Below are 21,967 nucleotides of genomic sequence, written 5' to 3'. Positions count from 1 at the left end.
GTCAGTGCGCAAGCACGCTTCGCGCAAAGCGCACGGCCCGTCATAGTGTGCAAATATGGCCGTAACCGGACCGGCCTGCGTGGCTGCGACTGTATCGCAAAATGCCCGGAGGCGTCGCGCAGCGCCCGCTGGCGCGCGGTTTGCGAGGCAATTTGACGCAGGCGGCTGAAAGTTCGGTGAAGCCGGATGGTTCTCTTTTTGAACGAAATTCGCTGTGGCCTCGGCTCGCACGCCTCGGCCGGGCTTGTGTACTGGCTTACTTTCTCGAAAAATGGGTGGATGCGCGGTAAGATGCGCACACTTTTCCGGCCGCAGAAGGCTGAAAGGCAAAACTAACCGATGCAAGCACTTCCGGCAGTTCTGTCTCCGAGCGAGACGGTATTTTTCTTCGACTTCGACGGCACGCTCGTTGAACTCGCGCCCACGCCGGATGGCGTGCTGGTGCAACCCAAGGTCATCGTGCTGCTGACCGAGTTGCGGCGTCTGACGAACGGCGCGGTCGCGATCGTGTCGGGGCGCGGCATCGATAGTATCGACGCTTTCCTCGGCATGCCCGATCTGCCGATCGCCGGCCTGCACGGCGCCGAGCGGCGCGACGCGAACGGCGACACACAGCGCATCGGCTTTCACGACGAACGTTTGCTGCGCATGGAGCAGGTGCTCGCGCAGGTCGTCAATTCGAATCCCGGCATGCTGCTGGAGATCAAGGGCGCGGCGCTCGCGCTGCACTATCGCAATGCGCCGGATCGCGAACCGGTGGCGCGCGAGGCAACCGGGCGGCTGGTCGCCGACTACGCCGGCTCTTATGTATTGCAGCCCGGCAAGATGGTCTATGAGATCAAACCCAAGGACGTCGACAAGGGCCGCGCGCTGCGCGCGTTTCTCGAGGAGCCGCCGTTCGTCGGCCGCTTTCCGGTGTTTGCCGGCGACGATCTGACCGACGAGAAAGGCTTTGTCGTCGTCAACGAACGCGGCGGCCTGTCGATCAAGGTCGGCGCGGGCGACACGATGGCGCATACGCGTGTCGAGTCGGTTTCCGCATTGCTCGAATGGCTGGAGTCGATTGTCGCGGCGGCGCGCGGAGCATGATGACTGCGCCGTATCGCTCAACATACTTAACGCACTGCATCGGGAATCGAGCTTCATGAGCCGACTGATCATCGTATCGAACCGGGTCGCGCCGATCTCGGAAGGCGGCCCGGCGGCCGGTGGGCTGGCGGTCGGCGTGTACGACGCGCTGAAGGAAACCGGCGGCATGTGGTTCGGCTGGAGCGGCGACGTGCTCAGCTCGGGCCAGCCGCAGATCAAGGTCGAAGAGCGCGGGCCGGTAACCTTCGCGACCATCGCGCTGATGCGGCGCGACTACGACCAGTATTACCGCGGCTTCTCGAACGCAACGCTATGGCCCGCGTTCCACTATCGCGCCGATCTGCTGCATTACGATCGTCACGATTTCGAAGGCTACTGTCGCGTCAATGCATGGCTCGCGCAGCAACTCGTGCCGCTCTTGCGCGAGGATGACGTGATCTGGGTTCACGACTATCACCTGATTCCATTTGCGCAAGCGTTGCGCGCTGCCGGTGTGAAGAATCGCATTGGCTTCTTTCTGCATATTCCGTTTCCGGCTTCGCAGGTTCTGCTTGCGGTGCCGCCGCATCGCGAACTGGTCGAAGCGCTGTGTTCGTTCGATCTGCTCGGCTTCCAGACCGCGCCGGATTTGCGCGCGTTCTGCGATTACATCGTCAACGAGGCGAACGGCACAGTCGATGTATCGGCGAGCGGCCCGCTGACCGTTCACGCGTTCGGCCGCACGCTGCGTGCGGCGGCTTACCCGATCGGCGTGTATCCGGACGAGATCGCCGAGCTCGCGAAAGCGGGCGAGCGTGGCAAACCGGTGCGTACGATGAAGGCGACGCTGCATTCGCGCAAGCTGATCATGAGCGTGGACCGGCTCGATTATTCGAAGGGGCTGGTCGAGCGTTTTCGCGCGTTCGAGCGCCTGCTCGAACACGCGACCGCACAGCGCAACAAGGTGTCGTTCCTGCAAATCGCACCGCCGACGCGTGCCGACATGAACGCCTACCAGGACATTCGCTTGCAGCTCGAAGGCGAGTCGGGCCGCATCAACGGCCGCTTTGCCGAGCTCGACTGGACGCCGATTCTCTACATCCACAAGCAGTACGAGCGTTCGGTGCTGGCCGCGCTGTTTCGCACCGCGCACGTCGGCTACGTCACACCGTTGCGCGACGGCATGAACCTCGTTGCGAAGGAGTACGTGTCGGCGCAGGATCCCGGGAATCCCGGCGTGCTGGTGCTGTCGCGCTTTGCGGGCGCGGCGCAGGAGCTGGACGGCGCGCTGATCGTCAATCCGGTCGATATCGACGGCATGGCCGACGCGCTGGCCACGGCGCTGCAGATGCCGCTCGCGGAGCGCCAGGCGCGTCACCGCGACATGATGGTGCAGTTGCGCGAGAACAATGTGTCGGTGTGGCGCGATAACTTCATGCGCGATCTGCAGAGCGTCAACGGTGCAAAGAGCACCAGAACCGTGAAGGTGCGGGCTGGATCAGGCAAGAAAGCGGTGCACGAAACGTTGGCCGAATAAGCCGCTATAAAGGCCGTTCGCGGCTACGTTGGAAAACAAAAAGCCGCTCGAAAGCGGCTTTTTGTTGGCGATGCGTGTTGCACAAACGGCGGCACAAAAACGGCGCCGCGCAGTTCAAACCACGTGCTGCTCGTCGACCTTCTTGCCGCCGATATGCAGCGTCGTGCCTTTGCCATATTGCTTCGAAAGCAGGTCGCGATACAGACCCGGACGCGAGCGCAGCTCTTCCGGGCTGCCGTCATCGATGACTTTGCCCGAGCTCATCACGATGATCCGGTCGAAGTTGTTCAGCGTCGACAGCCGGTGCGCGATTGCAATCACCGTGCGGCCCACCATCAGCCGGTCGAGCGCCTTCTGGATCGCTTCTTCCGACGCGCTGTCGAGCGCCGAGGTGGCTTCGTCGAGCAGCAGGATCGGTGCGTTTTTCAGAATCGCCCGTGCAATCGCGATCCGCTGGCGCTGACCGCCGGACAGCTTTACCCCGCGATCGCCGACGATCGTATCGAAACCTTCCGGCATCGCTTCGATGAAATCCGTGCAGCGGGCTTCGCGCGCGGCCGCCATGACCTCTTCGCGGGTCGCCTCAGGCCGGCCGTACGCGATGTTCTCGTACACCGTGCGATGGAACAGCGAGATATCCTGCGGCACCAGCGCGATCGCATGGCGCAGGCTGTCCTGGGTGATCGAGGCGATGTCCTGGCCATCGATCCTGATCGCGCCGCCTTGCGTTTCGTAGAAGCGCTGCAGCAATGCGAGCACGGTGGATTTGCCCGCGCCCGACTTGCCGATCAGGCCGACCCGTTGGCCCGGTTCGATATGCAGATCGAAGTGGTCGAGAATCGGCCGGCGGCGCGGATAGGCGAACGTCGCGCCTTCGAAATTGACCCGGCCGCCTTGCGGCACGAGTTCGGTCGCGTCATTGCGGTCCGGCATGCCGTGCGGTTCGAGCAGCGTGCGCACCGCCTCCGCGAGCCGTGCGACGTGTTGCGTCACGTCGACGAGCGCCACGGCCAGATCGCGCGTGCCGTGCAAAATCGTAAAGCCGAGCGAGCTGACCAGCACGATGTCGCCGGAGGTCGCCTTGCCCTGATCCCACAGCCACAGCGCCCAGCCCAGCAAGCCGGCCGACAGCAGCGCGGTGATCACCGCGTGCAGCAGGCGCAGCTTTTCCAGATACAGCAGGCTCTGCTGGCGCGCATCCATTTCCGCCTTGACCGTCGCGCCGAAACGCTGCTGTTCGCGAAACGTCATGCCGAAGGCGCGCACGAGGCCCATGTTGCTGATCACGTCGACCAGCTCGCCGTCCACCGACGCCGCTTTGGTCGCGAAGTGGTGATGCCGTGCCGAACCGCGTCCGGCGAGCTTGTAAAGCACGACCGACAGAATGGCCGAGCACAGCATCAGGCCGGCTGCCATCAGCGGATTCACGGCGATGATCATCACGATTGCGCCGAGCACGGCAATACAAGGCGGCAGCACGTTCCACGCGGTGGTGTTCTCGGCGGTGTACACCGCGTTCGAGGTTGCCGTGATGCGGCTTGCGAGCATGCCCGGCTGCTTCTCGGCGTAGTAAGTAGGCGAATGGCCGCTCAAATACTGGAAAAGATCGCGCCGCAAGTCGCCTGTAACGGCGACGAAGGTATGCGCGGCGAACCAGCCGCCGACCCGCCACAGCAGGTTGTCGGCGGCGATCAGACCGACGAGGATGGCGAACGCCCCCCACAGCGGACCGGGATGATGCCGACCTTCGCCGAGCACGTCGATCAGGTGTTTGATCGCGTATTGCGAAGCGAGCGCACAGCCCACGGCCGCAATCACGCTGCACAGGACGATCGCATGCGCGAGCGGGTGGCGGCGGATAAAGCGGAAAAGAAACGCAAGCGGCCGATGCGCATAGCTCGCAAGCTTTGCGTTCTGGGCATTACGCTGGGCAATGGTTGAGTGTTCCAATTGATCGTGAGGTCGGAGTGTTTCGGGTTGTGCAAGCAAAGCATGGGCCACGGCGAATAGCTCGCCGCGAAGCCGATGCTTCGCATTGTAAACATGCAAAAGCGATTACGCCCTGGGTATCCGGCGTGCTGACGCGACTGATTTCGCGATAGACCACCGCGACCTGTTATTGCTCGACCCGCCAACGGGCCGGTGGTTCACGCAGGCTGCGGAATATTTCTGGATATAATTACAAGTTGCATACAATTTTGCCGATGCATTTCTTCAATGCGTGCCGGCAAAGTTGACGCAAGAGCTTACAGAGCCGCGTTCGACGTTCCGCGTTGCAAGCCAGTGGCTACTCTAGAACTGTCTTATAAAACAAGGGTTTGCAAAGTGTTTCGCCTTTGTAACAACGTAAAGACTTTGAAATGTTGTGGTGCAGCGCGAATTCCGGCACTGATAATGCATGCTCCGTTGGCCCAGCGAAATATCTGACAGTTTGTCAACGTAGGTGGCATATGTGCGTTTACCGGCACATGCGCAGACGGTGACGACATCGATCTGGGCTCACTACCCAAGCGATCCATCGCAGGATTTCTCGAAAGAAACAGGCCCGTGCCGGGATCAACCGGCCAGACTGCCCTGGCGAGCAAGCGAGTCGCTTTTAACCAAACGCAGTACCTTTGCCTGATTTTTTACGAGGAGTTCCCCATTATGCGAATCGCTCAAATCGCTCCGTTGCACGAGGCGGTTCCTCCCAAGCTGTATGGCGGCACGGAACGTGTGGTGTCCTACCTGACCGAAGCGCTGGTCGAACAGGGCCATGACGTGACGCTTTTTGCGAGCGGCGATTCACAGACCTCGGCGAAACTCGAAGCATTCTGGCCGCAAGCGCTGCGCCTCGACCCGACGATCCGCGACGTGATGGCGCCGCACATGTTGCTGCTCGAAGAAGTGCGCCGCCGCGCGGACGAATTCGACGTGCTGCATTTCCACATCGATTACTACCCGTTCTCGCTGTTCGCCCGTCAACCGGTGCCGTTCCTGACCACGTTGCATGGCCGCCTGGATCTGCCGGAACTGCAGCCCATCTTCAATACGTTCAGCGACGTGCCGGTGGTGTCGATTTCGGACAACCAGCGCATCCCGCTGCAACAGGCCAACTGGCTGCAAACCGTCTATCACGGCCTGCCGGAAAACCTGCTCACGCCGATCAAGGACGTGAAGCCGAGCTACCTCGCGTTCCTCGGCCGTATTTCGCCGGAAAAGCGTCTGGACACGGCGATCCGCATCGCTGAGCAGGCCGGTATGCCGATCAAGGTCGCCGCCAAGCTCGACAAGGCTGACCGCGCGTATTACGACGAAGTGATCAAGCCGCTGATGTCGCTGCCGCACGTCGAATACATCGGCGAAATCAGCGAAGCCGAAAAGACCGAGTTCCTCGGCAATGCGCATGCGCTGCTGTTCCCGATCGACTGGCCGGAGCCCTTTGGTCTGGTGATGATCGAAGCCATGGCTTGCGGTACGCCGGTGATCGCGTTCAATCGCGGTTCGGTGCCGGAAGTGATCGAAAACGGTGTGTCGGGCTTTGTCGTCGAAGACGAAATCAGCGCGGTCGCCGCCGTGAAGCGTCTGCACACGCTGCCGCGCGCCAAGGTGCGCCAGGCGTTCGAGTCGCGCTTCTCGTCGAAGGTCATGGCGCAGAACTACGTCGCCACCTATGAAGAGCTGCTGCGTCAGAAGCACCGCACGGTGCTGCGCGAAGTCAACGCGGGCTAACGCGGGCTAATCGACGCTACGACACTAGCAAATGGCTTAATCGGTAAAAGCAGTAGAAGCCGGCTTGCGGAGCGCTTCCGGGTGACGCCGCCAGCCGCCAGCAACGCCCCGCGTGCGTCATGCACGCGGGGCGTTGTTGCATGCGCGCCGCGTTTTTCCGCGTGAGCCGCAGAAAGTACGGTTTTCGGGCCGGCAAGCATGAGCCGCTCTCCGTAATATCCCTATAATGGCCGTGCCGCAAATTTGGCTGCGGCGCCGCCGACGACAGGAGGATGCCTTGGCGAGAACGAAAGAGACGCGTGCGAACGCGGCGCCCGGCGCCGGAACGATTTTCGCGCTGCGCGCCATCGGTCTCGTGCTCCTCGCTCGCTGGCTTTTTTCGATGGCGCAGATGGATCTGAGCGCGTCGCTGGTAGCAATGGTGTCGTCGCCGTGGGCGTGCATCAACCTGGTCTTCCTGTTCCTGCTGATCTTCATGCCGGGCGCGCGCGCGGTGGCCGAGCGGCCGTTTCATCCGTTGCCGCAATGGCTGCGGCAGGCGCTGCGTCTGTTTGCTTTCCTGGGATTCCTGTTCGCGGCCTGGTCGGTCGGCGCCTTTGCGGCGAGCGCGGGCTGGCGGCGCGCCGCGCAAGCGGTGGCGGCCACCAATGGCTGGCTGCTCGCCGCGCCGGTGTTGTACGCGGCGGTCGTGTGGATCTGCAGGCCGCGCGCGCTGTGGCGCACCAATATCGCCGCGCGGCGCTTCGCGATCGGCCGCTATGCGGTCGCGCTCGATCCGGCGACGCGCACGGTGGTCGTATGGGCCGAGCGTCGCAAGGTCGGTCAGTACGATGCACGCGAGTTGTCCGTGCGTTGGCCGGCGGGGCAGGGCATGACAAGCCCGCCGACACCGACGCCCGCGGTGGCTTTCGGCGCCGCCGGCGAGCCGGGTGCGGCTCCGGTGCCGGTCAGGGCAGCTGCCGCGGCTTCGCTTGCGCGCGACGGTTTCGGCCGGCGGCCGAAAATCGAATTGCTGTGGGATTCGCCGGCTGCGGCGGGTCACAACCGGCAAACCGTGTTCCGTGCCGCGCTCGCTACCGAAGGCGATCGGGTCGCCGCTCGGGCGCTCGATACATTGCTGCGGCAAGTTTGAATCCGGCGGTGAAAGCGATCGGCCGCGCCTGCGGTCCAGGCATGCTTAGCGTAAGCCCATACTGAGCATCAATGAGGCAACACCGCCCGGCGCGCCCAGTGCGAACGCCGGCGAGTGGGAAATACATCGATCGTGTCGCGTCCTTTTACGGGAGTCGCTATGCTGGTTCGCTGGTTGCTTGCCGCTGTTCACCTGCTTGCTTATGGTCTTGCGCTTGCGTCGATTCTCCGGCGCACCTGGGCGTTGCGCCGCGCCACCGTACCTGCCGCGTTGCGCTCGGTATTTCGCGCCGACACAGGGTGGGGCATCTCGGCACTATTGCTGATCGTCACCGGATTGATGCGCGCGTTCGGCGGCTTCGATAAGGGCGCCGATTACTACCTGCATGAGCCGCTCTTTCACGTCAAGATGACGCTGCTCGTGCTGATCCTCGTCCTCGAAATCGCGCCGATGCTCGCGCTGATGCGTTGGCGCGCCGCACTCCGCAAAGGCAGTCCGCCGGATCTGCGGCGAGCGCGCAGGTTCGCGCACATCAGCGTGATCCAGACGGTGCTTTTGATTGCGATGGTGTTCGCTGCATCTGGGATGGCGCGCGGCATCGGGCTGCCGACGGGCGTGGTCTAGAACTGTGAGTGTGCGGAACGCATGACGTCCCGCACACTTAAAGCAATTTACTTCCCCACCAGCAACGTCGAATCGTCCATCCGATTCGCCTTCACGCCAGCGGTTTTGTGCGTGACATCCGAATCGGTCAATCCCTTGATCAGCTCCAGCGCCTGACGTTCGAACAAGCGCCGGTACAGGCCGTTCTCGAGCTTGATCAGCGTCTCGTGGTTGCCTTCCTCGATGATCTTGCCCTTGTCCAGCACCAGCAGCCTGTCGAGCGCTCGCACGGTGGAAAGACGGTGTGCCACCACCAATGTCGTGCGGCCCATCATCAACCGTTCCGTCGCCTGCTGGATCAGCACTTCGCTTTCGCTGTCGAGACTCGACGTCGCTTCGTCCAGAATCAGGATCGGCGCGTCGGCAAGGAACGCCCGCGCGATAGCAACCCGCTGACGTTCGCCGCCAGAGAGTTTGACGCCACGCTCACCCACCAGCGTGTCGTAACCGTCAGGCAGCGCCGCGATGAAGCCATGGGCGCTGGCGAGCCTTGCCGCGCGTTCGATCTCCGCGCGGCTCGTGCCGGGCCGCGCATACGCGATGTTCTCGGCAAGCGACCGGTGAAACAGCACGGGCTCCTGCTGGACGATCGCAATCTGATTGCGCAACGACGCCTGCTGCGCGTGGGCGATGTCCTGACCGTCGATCGTGATCCTGCCTTCCGAGATGTCGTAAAGCCGCTGGATCAGCTTGATGAACGTCGTCTTGCCTGAGCCGGAATGCCCGACCAGCCCCACGCGTTCGCCAGGCGCAATGCGCACGGAGAAATCGTCATAGAGCGGCTTGGCGCTCGCGCCATAGTGGAAGGTGACATGTTCGAAGCGGATTTCGCCCTTGCCGATCGAGATTGGACCAGCACCGGCCCGGTCTTCGATGCCGAGCGACTGACTCTCCAGCGACACCAGTTCTTCCATATCGTTGACCGAGCGTTGAAGGTTGCGGATATGCATGCCCACTTCGCGCAGATAGCCTTGCAGCATGAAGAACATCGTCAGCGCGAACGTGATGTCGCCGACGCTCGCTTCGCCACGCGCCCACAGCAGCAGCGCCGCACCGAGGATCGCGGCCTGGATCGTCACCAGCATGCCGCCTTGCACGCCGCCGTTGATCGTGCCGCGCATCCACGTGCGGCGTGTGCGATGGCGCCACTTGCCGATCACGCGGGCCAGCAGTACTTCTTCGCGGTCTTCGGCGCCGAATGCCTTTACCACACCGTTGCAACTGACCGCATCGGCGAGCGCGCCGCCCATGCGCGTATCCCACGCGTTCGCAAGGCGCGCGGCAGGCGCGACAAAGCCGAGCGACAGCGCAACGGTCACCGCGATATACAGCAATGAGCCAAGACCGACGACCGCGCCCATGACGGGCCAGCGCACGCCCAGCAAAATCGTTGCGCCGACCAGCATGACCAGCGACGGAAACAGCGCGATCAGCAGCGTGTCGTTGAGCAGATCCAGCGCCCACATGCCGCGGGTGATTTTGCGCACCGTGGACCCGGCGAAGCTGTTGGCGTGCCAGTCGGTCGAAAAACGCTGCACGCGATGGAACGCGTTCGCGGCGGTCTCGCTCATCATCTTGAGCGTCAGTTTGATGATGTTGAAGAACACGCCTTGGCGCAGCAGCGTCGCGCTGAGCCCGAGCGCGGTCAGCACGCAGAAGGCCGTGATCGCCGCGTGCCAGGCGCTGTCGTTGCCGGCCGGGCCGGATGCGATTGCGTCGGCGAGCCGTCCGGCAAACATTGGCGTGAGCACGTCAGCCAAGGCTGAGAACAGCACCAGCACGGTAATGACGAAGATGCGCCAGGGCTGCCGGGCCCAGTGACGGAAGGTGAAGCCGAGGACGTCCTTGAAGGCTTGTCCGCGAAAGTCGAGTTTTTTTCTGGTCATTTGCCACGACCCGGCGGCGTAAGAGCACACCGAGTTTCCAGTCAGGAGCGAAAAGGCGAGACAGTCGAACGGCGCCAGAACGCACTGGCGAAAAGACTACGGACTGTCTGGAAATTGCGCGGGACGCCTGGTCAGGCAGAGCCGCGTGATCGACGACTTAAGGTCGCGAGAATGATCGCGAGACCATGCCAGGGACGGCGATATGCACTGTGAACATGTGACGCCTCCCTGTAGTCGATGAGGTGAAGAGGAAGTAAGGCGGGGCGAGTGCCCGAAAACTGACTATATCAGCAGTGTTAAGCGATCGCAATCGTACGAAGATTCGCTGTTGACTGCGAACTGGGGCAGTGCGCTCGCGTTGCTACGTGCCGATGTGATCACCGCGACATGGGATGCGATATCGCGCAAAAAAATCGCACAAAAGAAAAGGGCTCGCGTATTTCTACGCAAGCCCTTTATTCTTCGGTGATCGACACACCAAGATTCTGGTGGGTAGTACTGGGATCGAACCAGTGACCCCTGCCGTGTGAAGGCAGTGCTCTACCGCTGAGCTAACCACCCGAAGAGAGCCGAATTATGTCAGGGATTTTTCCACCCGTCCAGTATTTTTTAAGCAGTTTGCTCATCCGCTGCCGGCGCGGGTTCGAGACGCCATACGCTCGTGCCCTTGACCGCTTTGTCGAGGCCGTCAAGTACAGCTTGGTGCGCGGCGAGTTCGTCGTCGCTGGCGGCAATCACCACGAGATCCAGCGAGTCGAGCGCGACGCGCGGCGCGTGCGCATTGCCGCCAGCGTGCGTGTCGCCGAGCATGTCGATGACGAGGCTTTCCTGGCCGCGCGTCATCGCCAGATAGACTTCCGCGAGCAGCTCCGAGTCGAGCAGAGCGCCGTGCAGCGTACGGTGCGCATTGCTGATGCCGAAGCGATCGCACAGCGCATCGAGTGAATTGCGCTTGCCCGGGAACATCTGCTTGGCGCGCGCGAGCGTGTCGATGATTTCGCCGCAATAGGTGCTGACCGGCGGCAAGCTCAGCAGCGCGAATTCGACGTCGAGAAAGCCGATGTCGAACGGCGCGTTGTGAATGATCAGGTCCGCGCCCTGGATGAAGTCGCGAAACTGGTCGGCGATTTCCGCGAACTTCGGTTTGTCGCTGAGGAACTCCGTGGTCAGCCCGTGGACGGCCAATGCACCTGGATCGCTGTCGCGTTCCGGGTTGATGTAGAAGTGCAGGTTGTTGCCGGTGAGCCGGCGGTTCACCAGTTCGACGCAACCGAGTTCGAGGATCCGGTCGCCGGTGCGTGCATTGAGTCCGGTGGTTTCGGTATCGAGGATGAGTTGACGCATGTCGGATTAGCCTGCTCTAAAAAAATCAGCGGAAAAGAAGGGCGCGCGTGAGTGCCGCGCCGCGTGCATCGAGGCGGGCATCACATCTCTGCAAGCGATGCGACGCCGCGATTGGCGAGTTGATCCGCGCGCTCGTTTTCCGGATGACCGCTGTGGCCGCGCACCCAGCGCCATTCGATTTCGTGTTGCGCGACCAGCGCATCGAGCCGTTTCCAAAGATCGGCATTCTTCACCGGCGTCTTCGCGGCGGTCATCCAGCCTTTCTTTTTCCAGCCGTGAATCCACTCGCTGATGCCTTTTTGCACGTATTGCGAGTCGGTATGGACGACGACTTTGCATGGACGCTTCAGCGTTTCGAGCGCGGCGATCACGCCCATCAGTTCCATGCGGTTGTTGGTGGTGTTGGCTTCGCCGCCGAACAGTTCTTTTTCCTGGGCGCCGAAGCGCAGCAGCGCGCCCCAGCCGCCGGGGCCGGGGTTGCCCTTGCAGGCGCCGTCGGTATAAATATCGATGAGATCGGAAGTCATTGGGTGTGGTTGCGTGTATTCGGTGTGGCGGCGGGCGCGAGGCCCGCGGCAAGGACGGGTTTTTTCACTTTCAGCGGGCCGACGAGGTGCATGCCGCGCACGCGCTTGATCGCCTTGATCATGTAGGTGGCGCCGAAAATCGGCCACCAGCGGTCGCCGGCGGCCTCCATGAAGCCGTAACGCGAGAGCCACTGATCGCTGCCAAGCGGCGGACGATAGCAGCCGAAGCGCCCGCGTTCAAGGTCGAAACCGAGCAGCTTGATCCAGTCCTTCAGGCGCGTGAACGCAATCAGATCGACCGCCGCGGGCACGAACGGCCGGCCGGTCATCTTGCCGACCGACTGCCGCGCGCCCCACAGCGACAGCGAATTGAAGCCGAGAATGATCAGCTGCCCTTCGGGCATCAGCACGCGCTCCGCTTCGCGCAATAGCCGGTGCGGATCGCTGGTGAATTCCAGCGTGTGCGGCATCACGATCAGATCGACGCTTTGTGCTTCGAACGGCAAGTCGAGCAGATCGCACCACACTGTGCTGCGCCCGGCCGGCGCGGGCAAACCCACGGGTGACCCTTGCACGGCGCCGTTGCCGGGGCCATTGCCCGCCTGCGCCGGGCCGCGCGGAAAAGCGTAGGGCGCGCTGGCGCCGCTCGCGGCGTCGAGCACGAGGCCGCGGCACGGCATGCGGTTTTCGCGCAGGGCGTCGAGCTGCGGCAGGCCGAGTTGCAGCGCATGGTAACCGAACACGTCCGACACCACGCGGTCGAGCTGGGTCTGTTCCCAGTCGAGCACGTAGCGCCCGGGTGGCGAATCGGTCCACGCGGGCCAGTCTATAATCGCTCGATCAGTCATATCAAAATGCGTCGCCTATGAATGCGCTCGAGTACGTACCGGTCCCGGCGTTTGAAGACAATTACATCTGGCTCGTGTCAGACGGACACCATGCGGTGGTCGTCGATCCGGGTGAGGCCGCGCCTGTTCGCGCTTATCTGGCGAAAAGGGGTTGGCGGCTGAGCGCTATTTTACTCACGCACCATCATCAAGACCACGTCGGCGGGGTGGCCGATCTGCTGAACGGCCAGGCGGTGCCGGTGTACGGCCCCGCCGGTGAAGCGATCGAGCATCTCACGCATCGTCTCAGAAATGGCGATCGCGTGAATATTGAGGCGCCCGCGCTCGAATTCAGCGTGCTCGACGTACCGGGGCATACGAGCGGTCACATTGCGTATTTTCAGGCGGCCGATCCGCGCGGCACGCCGCACGTGTTTTGCGGCGACACGCTGTTCGCGTGCGGCTGCGGCCGGCTTTTCGAAGGCACGCCCGCGCAGATGCTTGCGTCGCTCGATTCGCTTGCTGCGCTGCCCGGCGCCACCGAGGTCCACTGCGCGCACGAATACACGCTGTCGAACATTCGCTTCGCGCTGGCGTGCGAACCGGGCAACGCCGAACTGCAGGCATGGCGCGACGAGGCGAGCGCGCTGCGCGCGCGTCAAGTGCCGACGCTGCCGACCACCATCGCCCACGAACGCGCGGTGAACCCGTTTTTGCGCGCCGACAAGCCGGCGATTCAAACGACCTTGCAGGAGCAGTTGCACGAAAAAGTGCCTGACCGGTTGACCGCATTCACGTTGATGCGCGAATGGAAGAACCGCTTCCGTTAACCGGATTAGCATAAGGGTATTGCTCACGCGAAGAATCGCGAAAATTCGCCAAGCCTAAGATTTGCTTGGTTTTTTCGTAATTTTCCGATTGACGTAAACGTTGCCGTTTCGTACTATCGGCTGCAAATTCCAGCCCTTGTGGAAGCCGAGACGTTCATGAGATTTATCTTTAGTGCGTTGTTGGTTCTGACGCTCGCCGCCTGCGCGAGCCAGGGAGCAGCGACGAATAGCCCGACCACCGCAACAAACCCCGCCAGTCAGGAAGCCGTAGCCGACGCCCTTCGCAAGACAGCCACCGCCAAAGAGACGATTAACGTCGACCAAGGCTCGGTCACTCAACTGACGAGCGCGGACGCCGACCTGTGGGGCCGTATTCGGCGTGGTTTTCAAATGCCGGATCTGCAAACCGACCTCGTCGACATGCAGGTCAACTGGTATGCGCAGCGCCCCGACTACGTCCAGCGCATGACGGAGCGCTCGCAGAAGTACCTGTATCACATCGTCGAGGAGCTCGAGGCGCGCCATATGCCGACCGAGCTCGCGCTGCTGCCGTTCATCGAATCGGCGTATAGCCCGCAAGCGTTGTCGGTGGCGAAGGCGGCCGGCATGTGGCAGTTCATGCCGGGCACCGGCCGCACTTACAACCTCAAGCAGAACATGTGGCAGGACGAGCGCCGCGACGTGCTGGCCTCGACCAGCGCCGCGCTCGACTATCTGTCGCGCCTGCATGACATGTTCGGCGACTGGCAGCTAGCGCTCGCCGCGTACAACTGGGGTGAAGGCAACGTGCAGCGCGCGATCGCGCGCAACGAAGCGGCGGGTCTGCCCACCGACTATCTCAGCCTGCGCATGCCGAACGAGACGCGTAACTACGTGCCGAAGCTGCAGGCGGTGAAGAACATCGTGATGAACCCGCAGATGTACGGGCTCGCGCTGCCGTCGATTCCGAACCACCCGTATTTCGTGACGGTGACCACCTCGCACGACATCGACGTGGAAATGGCGGCAAAGCTCGCGAATCTTTCGCTCGACGAATTCCGTTCGCTGAATCCGTCGTTCAGGAAGCCGGTGATTCTCGGCGCCACGCAGCCGCAAATCCTGCTGCCGTTCGACAACGCGAGCGCCTTCGAGCGCAATCTGAAAACCTACTCCGGTTCGCTGTCGTCCTGGACCACCTACACGGTCACGGAGCGTTCGGCGCCGGCGGCGATCGCGCAAAAGATCGGTGTCGACGCCGACACGTTGATGGAAGTAAACAAGATTCCGGCCGGCATGCGTCTGAAGCCGGGCTCGACGATCGTCGTGCCGCGCGCTTCGGACGACGACGAGGACATCAGCGCGGACGTCGCCGAAAGCGCCGTGCTGGCGATGGAGCCTGACGTCCCCGATACCCGCAAGATGCTGATCCGCGTGCGCCGCAATCAGACCATGGCGGCTATCGCCGTGCGCTACGGCGTCTCGGTCGGTCAGCTGAAGGCGTGGAATCGCACGCATCGCGATCAGGTCTCGCGTGGCCAGGTGATCGTGCTGCACGTGCCAGTCGGCAAGGCGATGCCGAGCGAACCCGGCCCCGAGCGCATCGCGACGGACGTGCAGGGCGGCGGCGTCGAGAAGATCGGCACCCGCGTCGCAGACACAAGGAACGATTCACGCTACGACAGGAAGAAGGGGCGTGGCCGGTCCGCCGTGGTGAAGGTTTCCGAACCGGTGGGCAAAGCCAGCAAGTCGACAGCATCGGGCGCCAGCAAGGGCAAGGTGACGAAGGTGTCGGCTTCCACGTCCAGCAAGGCGTCGAAGGCCGCGGCAGACAGCCGCCCGAAGACCGCGGCCAACGCGAAGAAGGGTAAGTAGACCAAAAGCGGCTCCCACGGGAGTGACCACATGCGCTGCGGGGGCAGCGCGTGAATTGCGCTCCGATCACACCGTGTTTTTTCCAACGCCGTCTCCTGTGGTGACGGCGTTTTTCATTCTGCAGATTATTTCCGGCGAATTGGGCTGGTTTGCTTTATCTTTCGTGCTTCGGCCAGATCGGCAGTCCATTCTCCGTTTATGTCGTCGACCCAACTCCGCGTTTTTCTGCTCTTTTCCGCCGGTTACTTCGTCTCGTACGTATTTCGCGGTGTCAATCTCGGCTTTGCGCCCGTCATCACGCGCGATCTCGGCTTGTCGGCCGCCGACCTCGGTTTGCTGACCAGTCTGTACTTTCTTGGCTTCGCGGGCGCGCAAATTCCCGCCGGCGTGCTGCTCGATCATTTCGGCGCACGCCGGGTGACGGCCGCCACGCTGTTGTTTGCCGCGGCGGGGATAGGGGTGTTCGGCGCGGCGCACAGCGTCGGCGTGATGATGCTCGGGCGCCTGCTGATTGGCGTCGGCGTATCGGTGTGTCTTGGCGCCGCCTTCAAGGCGTTGGCGCAGCATTTTGCGCCGGCTCGCTTGCCGCTGATGAACGGGCTAGTGATGGCGGTGGGCGGTCTGGGCGGCGTGATGGTCGGCTCGCCGCTCACCTGGGTGCTGACCTTCGCGGGTTGGCGCGCGGTCTGCGTCGGGCTGGGTCTCCTGACCGTGCTGGTCGCGGCGGCGCTGTGGACGCTCGCACCGGACACAAGGGAAACCCACCATCAGGCGAGCGTCGGCACTCAGTTCAAAGGCACCTTGCACATCCTGAGAAGCGCGGCGTTCTGGAAGATCGCGTCGTTTTCGGTTGTCACTCAAGGCGTGTTCTACGCGATGCAGTCGCTCTGGGTCGGCGCCTGGCTGCGCGACGTGCAGGGTTTCGAGCCGCGTGAAGCGGCTGCGCTGGTATCGATTCTCGGCTTCGCGATGATGGCCGGCTGCGTTGGCTTCGGCGCGGCGGCGCGCAGTCTCGAGCGGCGCGGGGTGTCGCTGTACGCGTTCTGCGGCATGGGCATGGCGTTCTTCGTCCTCACGCAGTTGCTGATCATGTTCGGCGCGCCGCTGCCTGCCGGGCTGCTGTGGGCGGCGTACGGAATTTTCGGCGGGACCGGCATTCTCAGCTACGCGGTGATGGCGCGGCATTTCCCGCCGCAGATGATCGGCCGGGCCAACACCACGCTGACGCTGATCATTTTTTTGCTGATTTTCGGATTTCAGATCGGCGTCGGCGCCGTGTTATCGCACTGGCCGGCGAGCGGCGGCCACTATCCGGCGGCCGCGCATCTGAGCGCCTGGGGCATTCTGGTGGCGTTGCAAGTGTTGAGCGCGATCTGGTACGTATTGCCAGGCCGCACGCAGATTCATCCTGCGCACGTGCACGCGGAACGCCAGTCCTGAGCGAGCTGTTCGCGGTTATCAGGTAGAGCCGTCGCCGGCGTCGCGTCTGCGTCCCGCGTCTGCTTCCCATTTGCCGCGCCGATCCTGATTCTGGCTCGTGCAAATTTCCTCAGACAGCTTGCGCGTCAAGCGCAGCAAGGCTCTGGCAGGAATCAGGAGGCGCCTTTCCACGTCCGCTAGTCATCTCGGATTTGGAGGGAATGGTGGTTTCAGGCTATAATTTGAAGGTTTGAGCTTATCAACCCGCACCCTAGCGTCTACCTCTCCCATACCGTTCATCCGCCGCGCGCCGCCAGCGTAGCAAGGGCCCCGCACCCAGCCGATCCGTCTACACAATGGACCCGTCGCGCCCCTTGCAGCGTAGGCAGCAGACCGCGAGCGAGCCTGCGCCCGCATCTTCGCCGATGCGCCTTGCTGCGGCTCGCAGTCGGATAGACAGGTCGGCAACAGGGTGTTCCCCAAGGAGTCTCCCGTGTTGCCGTCATTTTCTCCCGCTCTGCTCGCGCTCGCCGACGGCACGGTCTTTCGTGGTTACTCGGTCGGCGCCCCAGGGCATACGATCGGCGAAGTCGTGTTCAACACCGCTATCACTGGCTATCAGGAAATCCTGACCGACCCGAGCTACGCGCGTCAGATCGTGACCCTCACGTATCCGCACATCGGCAACGTCGGTGTGAATGCCGAAGACGTCGAAGCCACCAAAGTCCATGCCGCCGGCCTGATCATTCGCGATCTGCCGGTTCTCGCCTCGAACTTCCGCATGGAGCGCACACTCCCGCAATACCTGCAGGATGAAGGCGTGGTCGCCATCGCCGGGCTCGATACTCGCAAGCTGACCCGCGTGCTGCGCGACAAGGGTGCGCAGAACGGCGCCATTCTGGCTGGCTCGGATGACGAAGCGAAGGCAATCGAACTCGCGCGCTCGTTCCCGGGCCTGTCGGGCATGGACCTCGCGAAGGTCGTGTCGACGAAGGAAACCTACGAATGGACGCAGACCGAATGGCGTCTGGGCGAGGGCTACGGCAAGCAGAACGCGCCGAAGCACCGCGTGGTCGCATTCGATTACGGCGTCAAGTACAACATCCTGCGCATGCTGGCCGAACGCGGCTGCCACGTCACCGTGCTGCCGGCGCAAGCCAGCGCGGCCGACGCGCTCGCGCTCAACCCGGACGGCATCTTCCTGTCGAACGGCCCGGGGGACCCGGAACCGTGCGACTACGCGATCGCGGCCACTAGGGAACTGATCGAGCGCGGCATCCCGACCTTCGGCATCTGTCTCGGCCACCAGATCATGGGCCTCGCGGTCGGCGCGAAGACGATGAAGATGAAGACCGGCCATCATGGCGCGAACCATCCGGTGAAGGATCTGGACGACGGGCGCGTGGTCATTACGTCGCAGAATCACGGCTTCGCGGTCGACGCCGACACGCTGCCGGCCAACGCCAAGGTCACCCATGTATCGCTGTTCGACGGCACGCTGCAAGGCTTCGCGCTGACCGACAAGCCGGCGTTCTGCTTCCAGGGTCACCCGGAAGCGTCGCCCGGCCCGCACGACATCGCCTATCTGTTCGACCGCTTCACCGCGTTGATGGATGCGAAGAAGGCCGGCAAGTCCGCAGCGGCATAAAGGCCTCGGCAGCGCGCGGCTCGCCACACCCCAGGGGCGTCGCGGAGCCGCACACAACAGAGCGCGCGCAACGTAGAAACGACGCGCGCCGACGGAAAGAATTCAGGAATACATTAGCGAGAGCGTTATGCCCAAGCGGACAGACATCAAGAGCATCCTCATCATCGGCGCGGGTCCGATCATCATCGGCCAGGCGTGCGAGTTCGACTACTCGGGCGCGCAGGCATGCAAGGCGCTGCGTGAGGAAGGCTACAAGGTCATTCTCGTCAACAGCAATCCGGCGACGATCATGACCGACCCGAACACGGCCGACGTGACCTACATCGAGCCGATCACGTGGGAAGTGGTCGAACGCATCATCGCCAAGGAGCGCCCGGACGCGATCCTGCCGACGATGGGTGGCCAGACCGCGCTGAACTGCGCGCTGGATCTGCACGCGCACGGCGTGCTGGACAAGTACAAGGTCGAGCTGATCGGCGCATCGCCGGAAGCGATCGACAAGGCGGAAGACCGCCAGAAGTTCAAGGACGCGATGACTAGGATCGGCCTCGGTTCGGCCAAGTCGGGCACCGCGCATTCGATGGAAGAAGCGCTGCAGGTGCAGGCGAAGATCGCCGCGGAAACCGGCAGCGGCGGCTATCCCGTCGTGATCCGTCCGTCGTTCACGCTGGGCGGCTCGGGCGGCGGCATCGCGTACAACCGCGACGAATTCGAAGAGATCTGCAGGCGTGGCCTCGATCTGTCGCCCACCCGCGAATTGCTGATCGAAGAATCGCTGCTCGGCTGGAAAGAGTACGAGATGGAAGTGGTCCGCGACAAGAAGGACAACTGCATCATCATTTGCTCGATCGAAAACCTTGACCCGATGGGCATCCACACCGGTGACTCGATCACCGTCGCGCCGGCGCAAACGCTCACCGACAAGGAATATCAGGTGCTGCGTAACGCGTCGCTCGCGGTGCTGCGCGAGATCGGCGTGGACACGGGCGGCTCGAATGTGCAGTTCTCGATCAATCCGAAAGATGGCCGGATGATCGTGATCGAAATGAACCCGCGTGTGTCGCGTTCGTCGGCATTGGCGTCGAAGGCCACCGGCTTCCCGATCGCGAAGGTCGCGGCGAAGCTCGCCGTCGGCTACACGCTGGACGAGTTGAAGAACGAAATCACCGGCGGCCAGACCCCCGCGTCGTTTGAACCGACCATCGACTACGTCGTCACCAAGATCCCGCGTTTCGCATTCGAGAAATTCCGCGAAGCCGATTCGCGCCTGACCACCCAGATGAAGTCGGTCGGCGAAGTGATGGCGATCGGCCGCACCTTCCAGGAATCGTTCCAGAAGGCGCTGCGCGGTCTCGAAGTCGGCGTCGACGGTCTGGACGAAAAGACCGACAACCGCGACGAGATCATCCGTGAGATCGGCGAAGCCGGTCCGGATCGCATCTGGTATGTCGGCGACGCGTTCCGTGTCGGCATGAGCGCGCAGGAAATCTTCGAAGAAACCTCGATCGATCCGTGGTTCCTCGCGCAGATCGAACAGATCATCCTGAAGGAAAAGGCGTTGCAGGGCCGCACGCTCGCGAGCGTGTCGAAGGAAGAGCTCAAGTACCTGAAGCAAAGCGGCTTCTCGGATCGACGCCTCGCGAAGCTGCTCGGCGCGAAACCGGCGGAAGTGCGTCAGCGTCGTATCGAGCTGAACGTGCGTCCGGTCTACAAGCGCGTCGACACGTGCGCGGCCGAGTTCGCCACGAAAACCGCGTACATGTACTCGACCTACGAGGAAGAGTGCGAAGCGAACCCGACCAGCAACAAGAAGATCATGGTGCTGGGCGGCGGCCCGAACCGGATCGGCCAGGGCATCGAGTTCGACTACTGCTGCGTGCACGCCGCGCTCGCCATGCGCGAAGACGGCTACGAAACGATCATGGTCAACTGCAACCCTGAAACGGTTTCGACCGACTACGACACGTCCGATCGTCTGTACTTCGAATCGCTGACGCTCGAAGACGTGCTCGAAATTGTCGACAAGGAAAAGCCGGTCGGCGTGATCGTGCAGTACGGCGGTCAAACCCCGCTGAAGCTCGCACTCGATCTCGAAGCGAACGGCGTGCCGATCATCGGCACGTCGCCGGACATGATCGACGCCGCTGAAGACCGCGAGCGTTTCCAGAAGCTGCTGCAAGACCTGGGTCTGCGCCAGCCGCCGAACCGCACCGCGCGCGCCGAAGACGAAGCGCTCAAGCTCGCCGACGAAATCGGCTATCCGCTGGTGGTGCGCCCGTCGTACGTGCTGGGTGGCCGCGCGATGGAAATCGTCCACGAGCCGCGTGATCTCGAGCGCTACATGCGCGAGGCCGTGAAGGTGTCGAACGATTCGCCGGTGCTGCTCGACCGCTTCCTGAACGATGCGATCGAATGCGACGTGGACTGCATTTCTGATGGCGAAGCCGTGTTCATCGGCGGCGTGATGGAGCACATCGAACAGGCGGGTGTGCACTCGGGCGACTCGGCTTGCTCGCTGCCGCCGTACTCGCTGTCGAAGGAAACCGTTGCAGAGCTCAAGCGCCAGACCGGTGCGATGGCCAGGGCGTTGAACGTGGTCGGCCTGATGAACGTGCAGTTCGCGATCCAGCAAGTGCCGCAGGCGGATGGTGCGAAGGAAGACATCATCTACGTGCTGGAAGTGAACCCGCGTGCGTCGCGTACGGTGCCGTACGTGTCGAAGGCGACCAGCCTGCCGCTCGCGAAGATCGCGGCGCGTGCGATGGTCGGCCAGAAGCTCGCGCAGCAGGGCGTGACGAAGGAAATCGATCCGCCGTACTTTAGCGTGAAGGAAGCGGTGTTCCCGTTCGTCAAGTTCCCGGCAGTCGACCCGGTGCTCGGACCGGAAATGCGTTCGACCGGTGAAGTGATGGGTGTGGGGCAGACGTTCGGCGAGGCGCTCTTCAAGTCGCAGCTCGCGGCGGGTTCGCGTCTGCCGGAGTCGGGCACGGTGCTGTTGACCGTGATGGACGCCGACAAGCCGAAGGCCGTCGAAGTCGCGCACATGTTGCACGAGCTCGGCTATCCGATTGTCGCGACCAAGGGCACGGCTGCCGCGATCGAAGCGGCCGGCGTGCCGGTCAAGGTCGTCAACAAGGTGAAGGACGGCCGTCCGCACATCGTCGACATGATCAAGAACGGCGAGATCGCGCTGGTCTTCACGACCGTCGACGAAACCCGCGCCGCGATTGCCGATTCGCGCTCGATCCGCATGAGCGCGCAGGCGAACAAGGTCACGTACTACACGACGATGTCCGGCGCGCGGGCCGCAGTGGAAGGTTTGCGCTATTTGAAGAACCTGGAAGTCTATGATTTACAAGGACTCCACGCTCGCCTAAACTAAGGCTTCGAATATCTGTCCAGGATGTAAGTGCCGCGGTTAAGCGGCGTTCCGCAGATGCTTGAGCCCGGGTTTCCCCGGTGCTCTGGCCCGCGCGGAATGCACTTAACCGCGGTGATTTTTTTTATGGCCGTTTTTTAGCCTC

At 62.8% G+C, this 21,967-nt stretch carries 15 protein-coding genes and 1 tRNA gene; 10 read left to right on the top strand and 6 right to left on the bottom strand.

What is annotated here, in order from left to right:
- Nucleotides 1-339 precede the first annotated feature (339 nt).
- The gene (gene otsB / locus AC07WT_RS15555) at nt 340-1,089 is read left to right on the top strand and encodes a trehalose-phosphatase (RefSeq protein ID WP_492590930.1); all 750 of its coding nucleotides are present in this window, start codon (nt 340-342) and stop codon (nt 1,087-1,089) included.
- A 55-nt stretch (nt 1,090-1,144) separates the two neighbouring features.
- Nucleotides 1,145-2,605, top strand: a complete 1,461-nt coding sequence (gene otsA, locus AC07WT_RS15550) for an alpha,alpha-trehalose-phosphate synthase (UDP-forming) (protein ID WP_494947662.1) — start codon at nt 1,145-1,147, stop codon at nt 2,603-2,605.
- A gap of 114 nt (nt 2,606-2,719) precedes the next feature.
- On the opposite strand, the gene AC07WT_RS15545 is transcribed toward otsA, so the two are convergent.
- A complete protein-coding gene (locus AC07WT_RS15545) occupies nt 2,720-4,555 on the bottom strand; it encodes an ABC transporter ATP-binding protein (protein ID WP_492590928.1) in 1,836 nt (611 codons plus the stop codon).
- A 696-nt stretch (nt 4,556-5,251) separates the two neighbouring features.
- Between AC07WT_RS15545 and AC07WT_RS15540 the strand changes: the two genes are divergently transcribed.
- From AC07WT_RS15540 to AC07WT_RS15530, 3 genes are all read left to right on the top strand, one after another.
- Nucleotides 5,252-6,316 carry a glycosyltransferase family 4 protein gene (locus AC07WT_RS15540; RefSeq protein ID WP_492590927.1) on the top strand — a complete coding sequence of 355 codons (1,065 nt, stop codon included), beginning with the start codon at nt 5,252-5,254 and terminating at the stop codon, nt 6,314-6,316.
- A gap of 277 nt (nt 6,317-6,593) precedes the next feature.
- On the top strand, nt 6,594-7,448 hold the full coding sequence (locus AC07WT_RS15535) for a hypothetical protein (protein WP_494947661.1): 855 nt from the start codon (nt 6,594-6,596) through the stop codon (nt 7,446-7,448).
- Between the two features lie 159 nt (nt 7,449-7,607).
- Nucleotides 7,608-8,072: a DUF2214 family protein gene (locus tag AC07WT_RS15530; protein ID WP_494947660.1), complete on the top strand. Its 465-nt coding sequence runs from the start codon at nt 7,608-7,610 to the stop codon at nt 8,070-8,072.
- Between the two features lie 47 nt (nt 8,073-8,119).
- On the opposite strand, the gene AC07WT_RS15525 is transcribed toward AC07WT_RS15530, so the two are convergent.
- The 5 genes from AC07WT_RS15525 to AC07WT_RS15505 form a co-directional block, all read right to left on the bottom strand.
- A complete protein-coding gene (locus tag AC07WT_RS15525) occupies nt 8,120-9,997 on the bottom strand; it encodes an ABC transporter ATP-binding protein (protein WP_494947659.1) in 1,878 nt (625 codons plus the stop codon).
- A 486-nt stretch (nt 9,998-10,483) separates the two neighbouring features.
- Nucleotides 10,484-10,558, bottom strand: a tRNA-Val gene (locus tag AC07WT_RS15520).
- 48 nt (nt 10,559-10,606) lie between these two features.
- Nucleotides 10,607-11,341, bottom strand: a complete 735-nt coding sequence (gene dnaQ / locus AC07WT_RS15515) for a DNA polymerase III subunit epsilon (RefSeq protein ID WP_492590899.1) — start codon at nt 11,339-11,341, stop codon at nt 10,607-10,609.
- A gap of 80 nt (nt 11,342-11,421) precedes the next feature.
- Complete coding sequence (gene rnhA / locus AC07WT_RS15510) at nt 11,422-11,868, bottom strand: ribonuclease HI (RefSeq protein WP_494947658.1); 447 nt, start codon at nt 11,866-11,868, stop codon at nt 11,422-11,424.
- Complete coding sequence (locus AC07WT_RS15505; RefSeq protein WP_494947657.1) at nt 11,865-12,716, bottom strand: class I SAM-dependent methyltransferase; 852 nt, start codon at nt 12,714-12,716, stop codon at nt 11,865-11,867. Before AC07WT_RS15505 ends, rnhA begins: the two co-directional genes overlap by 4 nt.
- A gap of 17 nt (nt 12,717-12,733) precedes the next feature.
- Between AC07WT_RS15505 and gloB the strand changes: the two genes are divergently transcribed.
- The 5 genes from gloB (at nt 12,734) to carB (ending at nt 21,825) form a co-directional block, all read left to right on the top strand.
- The gene (gloB, locus tag AC07WT_RS15500; protein ID WP_494947656.1) at nt 12,734-13,525 is read left to right on the top strand and encodes a hydroxyacylglutathione hydrolase; all 792 of its coding nucleotides are present in this window, start codon (nt 12,734-12,736) and stop codon (nt 13,523-13,525) included.
- A 156-nt stretch (nt 13,526-13,681) separates the two neighbouring features.
- On the top strand, nt 13,682-15,376 hold the full coding sequence (locus AC07WT_RS15495; RefSeq protein ID WP_494947655.1) for a transglycosylase SLT domain-containing protein: 1,695 nt from the start codon (nt 13,682-13,684) through the stop codon (nt 15,374-15,376).
- 198 nt (nt 15,377-15,574) lie between these two features.
- Nucleotides 15,575-16,816 (top strand): MFS transporter, encoded by a 1,242-nt coding sequence (locus tag AC07WT_RS15490; RefSeq protein WP_494947654.1) that lies wholly within the window; start codon nt 15,575-15,577, stop codon nt 16,814-16,816.
- 472 nt (nt 16,817-17,288) lie between these two features.
- Nucleotides 17,289-18,443: a glutamine-hydrolyzing carbamoyl-phosphate synthase small subunit gene (gene carA, locus AC07WT_RS15485; protein WP_492590893.1), complete on the top strand. Its 1,155-nt coding sequence runs from the start codon at nt 17,289-17,291 to the stop codon at nt 18,441-18,443.
- Between the two features lie 127 nt (nt 18,444-18,570).
- The gene (gene carB / locus AC07WT_RS15480) at nt 18,571-21,825 is read left to right on the top strand and encodes a carbamoyl-phosphate synthase large subunit (protein WP_494947653.1); all 3,255 of its coding nucleotides are present in this window, start codon (nt 18,571-18,573) and stop codon (nt 21,823-21,825) included.
- Nucleotides 21,826-21,967: the final 142 nt, after the last annotated feature.

This window comes from Paraburkholderia sp. GW821-FHT02A12 (assembly GCF_059422005.1).
Note: the sequence above shows the minus strand (reverse complement) of the source record. Positions and strands in the feature narration are given on the sequence as shown.

Excerpts from the sequence above, each read along its gene's own strand:
- dnaQ (WP_492590899.1), bottom strand. The coding sequence starts at position 11,341 with ATGCGTCAACTCATCCTCGATACCGAAACCACCGGACTCAATGCACGC.
- AC07WT_RS15525 (WP_494947659.1), bottom strand. The coding sequence starts at position 9,997 with ATGACCAGAAAAAAACTCGACTTTCGCGGACAAGCCTTCAAGGACGTC.
- AC07WT_RS15540 (WP_492590927.1), top strand. The coding sequence starts at position 5,252 with ATGCGAATCGCTCAAATCGCTCCGTTGCACGAGGCGGTTCCTCCCAAG.
- carB (WP_494947653.1), top strand. The coding sequence starts at position 18,571 with ATGCCCAAGCGGACAGACATCAAGAGCATCCTCATCATCGGCGCGGGT.
- otsB (WP_492590930.1), top strand. The coding sequence starts at position 340 with ATGCAAGCACTTCCGGCAGTTCTGTCTCCGAGCGAGACGGTATTTTTC.
- rnhA (WP_494947658.1), bottom strand. The coding sequence starts at position 11,868 with ATGACTTCCGATCTCATCGATATTTATACCGACGGCGCCTGCAAGGGC.
- otsA (WP_494947662.1), top strand. The coding sequence starts at position 1,145 with ATGAGCCGACTGATCATCGTATCGAACCGGGTCGCGCCGATCTCGGAA.
- AC07WT_RS15490 (WP_494947654.1), top strand. The coding sequence starts at position 15,575 with ATGTCGTCGACCCAACTCCGCGTTTTTCTGCTCTTTTCCGCCGGTTAC.
- gloB (WP_494947656.1), top strand. The coding sequence starts at position 12,734 with ATGAATGCGCTCGAGTACGTACCGGTCCCGGCGTTTGAAGACAATTAC.
- AC07WT_RS15505 (WP_494947657.1), bottom strand. The coding sequence starts at position 12,716 with ATGACTGATCGAGCGATTATAGACTGGCCCGCGTGGACCGATTCGCCA.
- AC07WT_RS15495 (WP_494947655.1), top strand. The coding sequence starts at position 13,682 with ATGAGATTTATCTTTAGTGCGTTGTTGGTTCTGACGCTCGCCGCCTGC.
- AC07WT_RS15530 (WP_494947660.1), top strand. The coding sequence starts at position 7,608 with ATGCTGGTTCGCTGGTTGCTTGCCGCTGTTCACCTGCTTGCTTATGGT.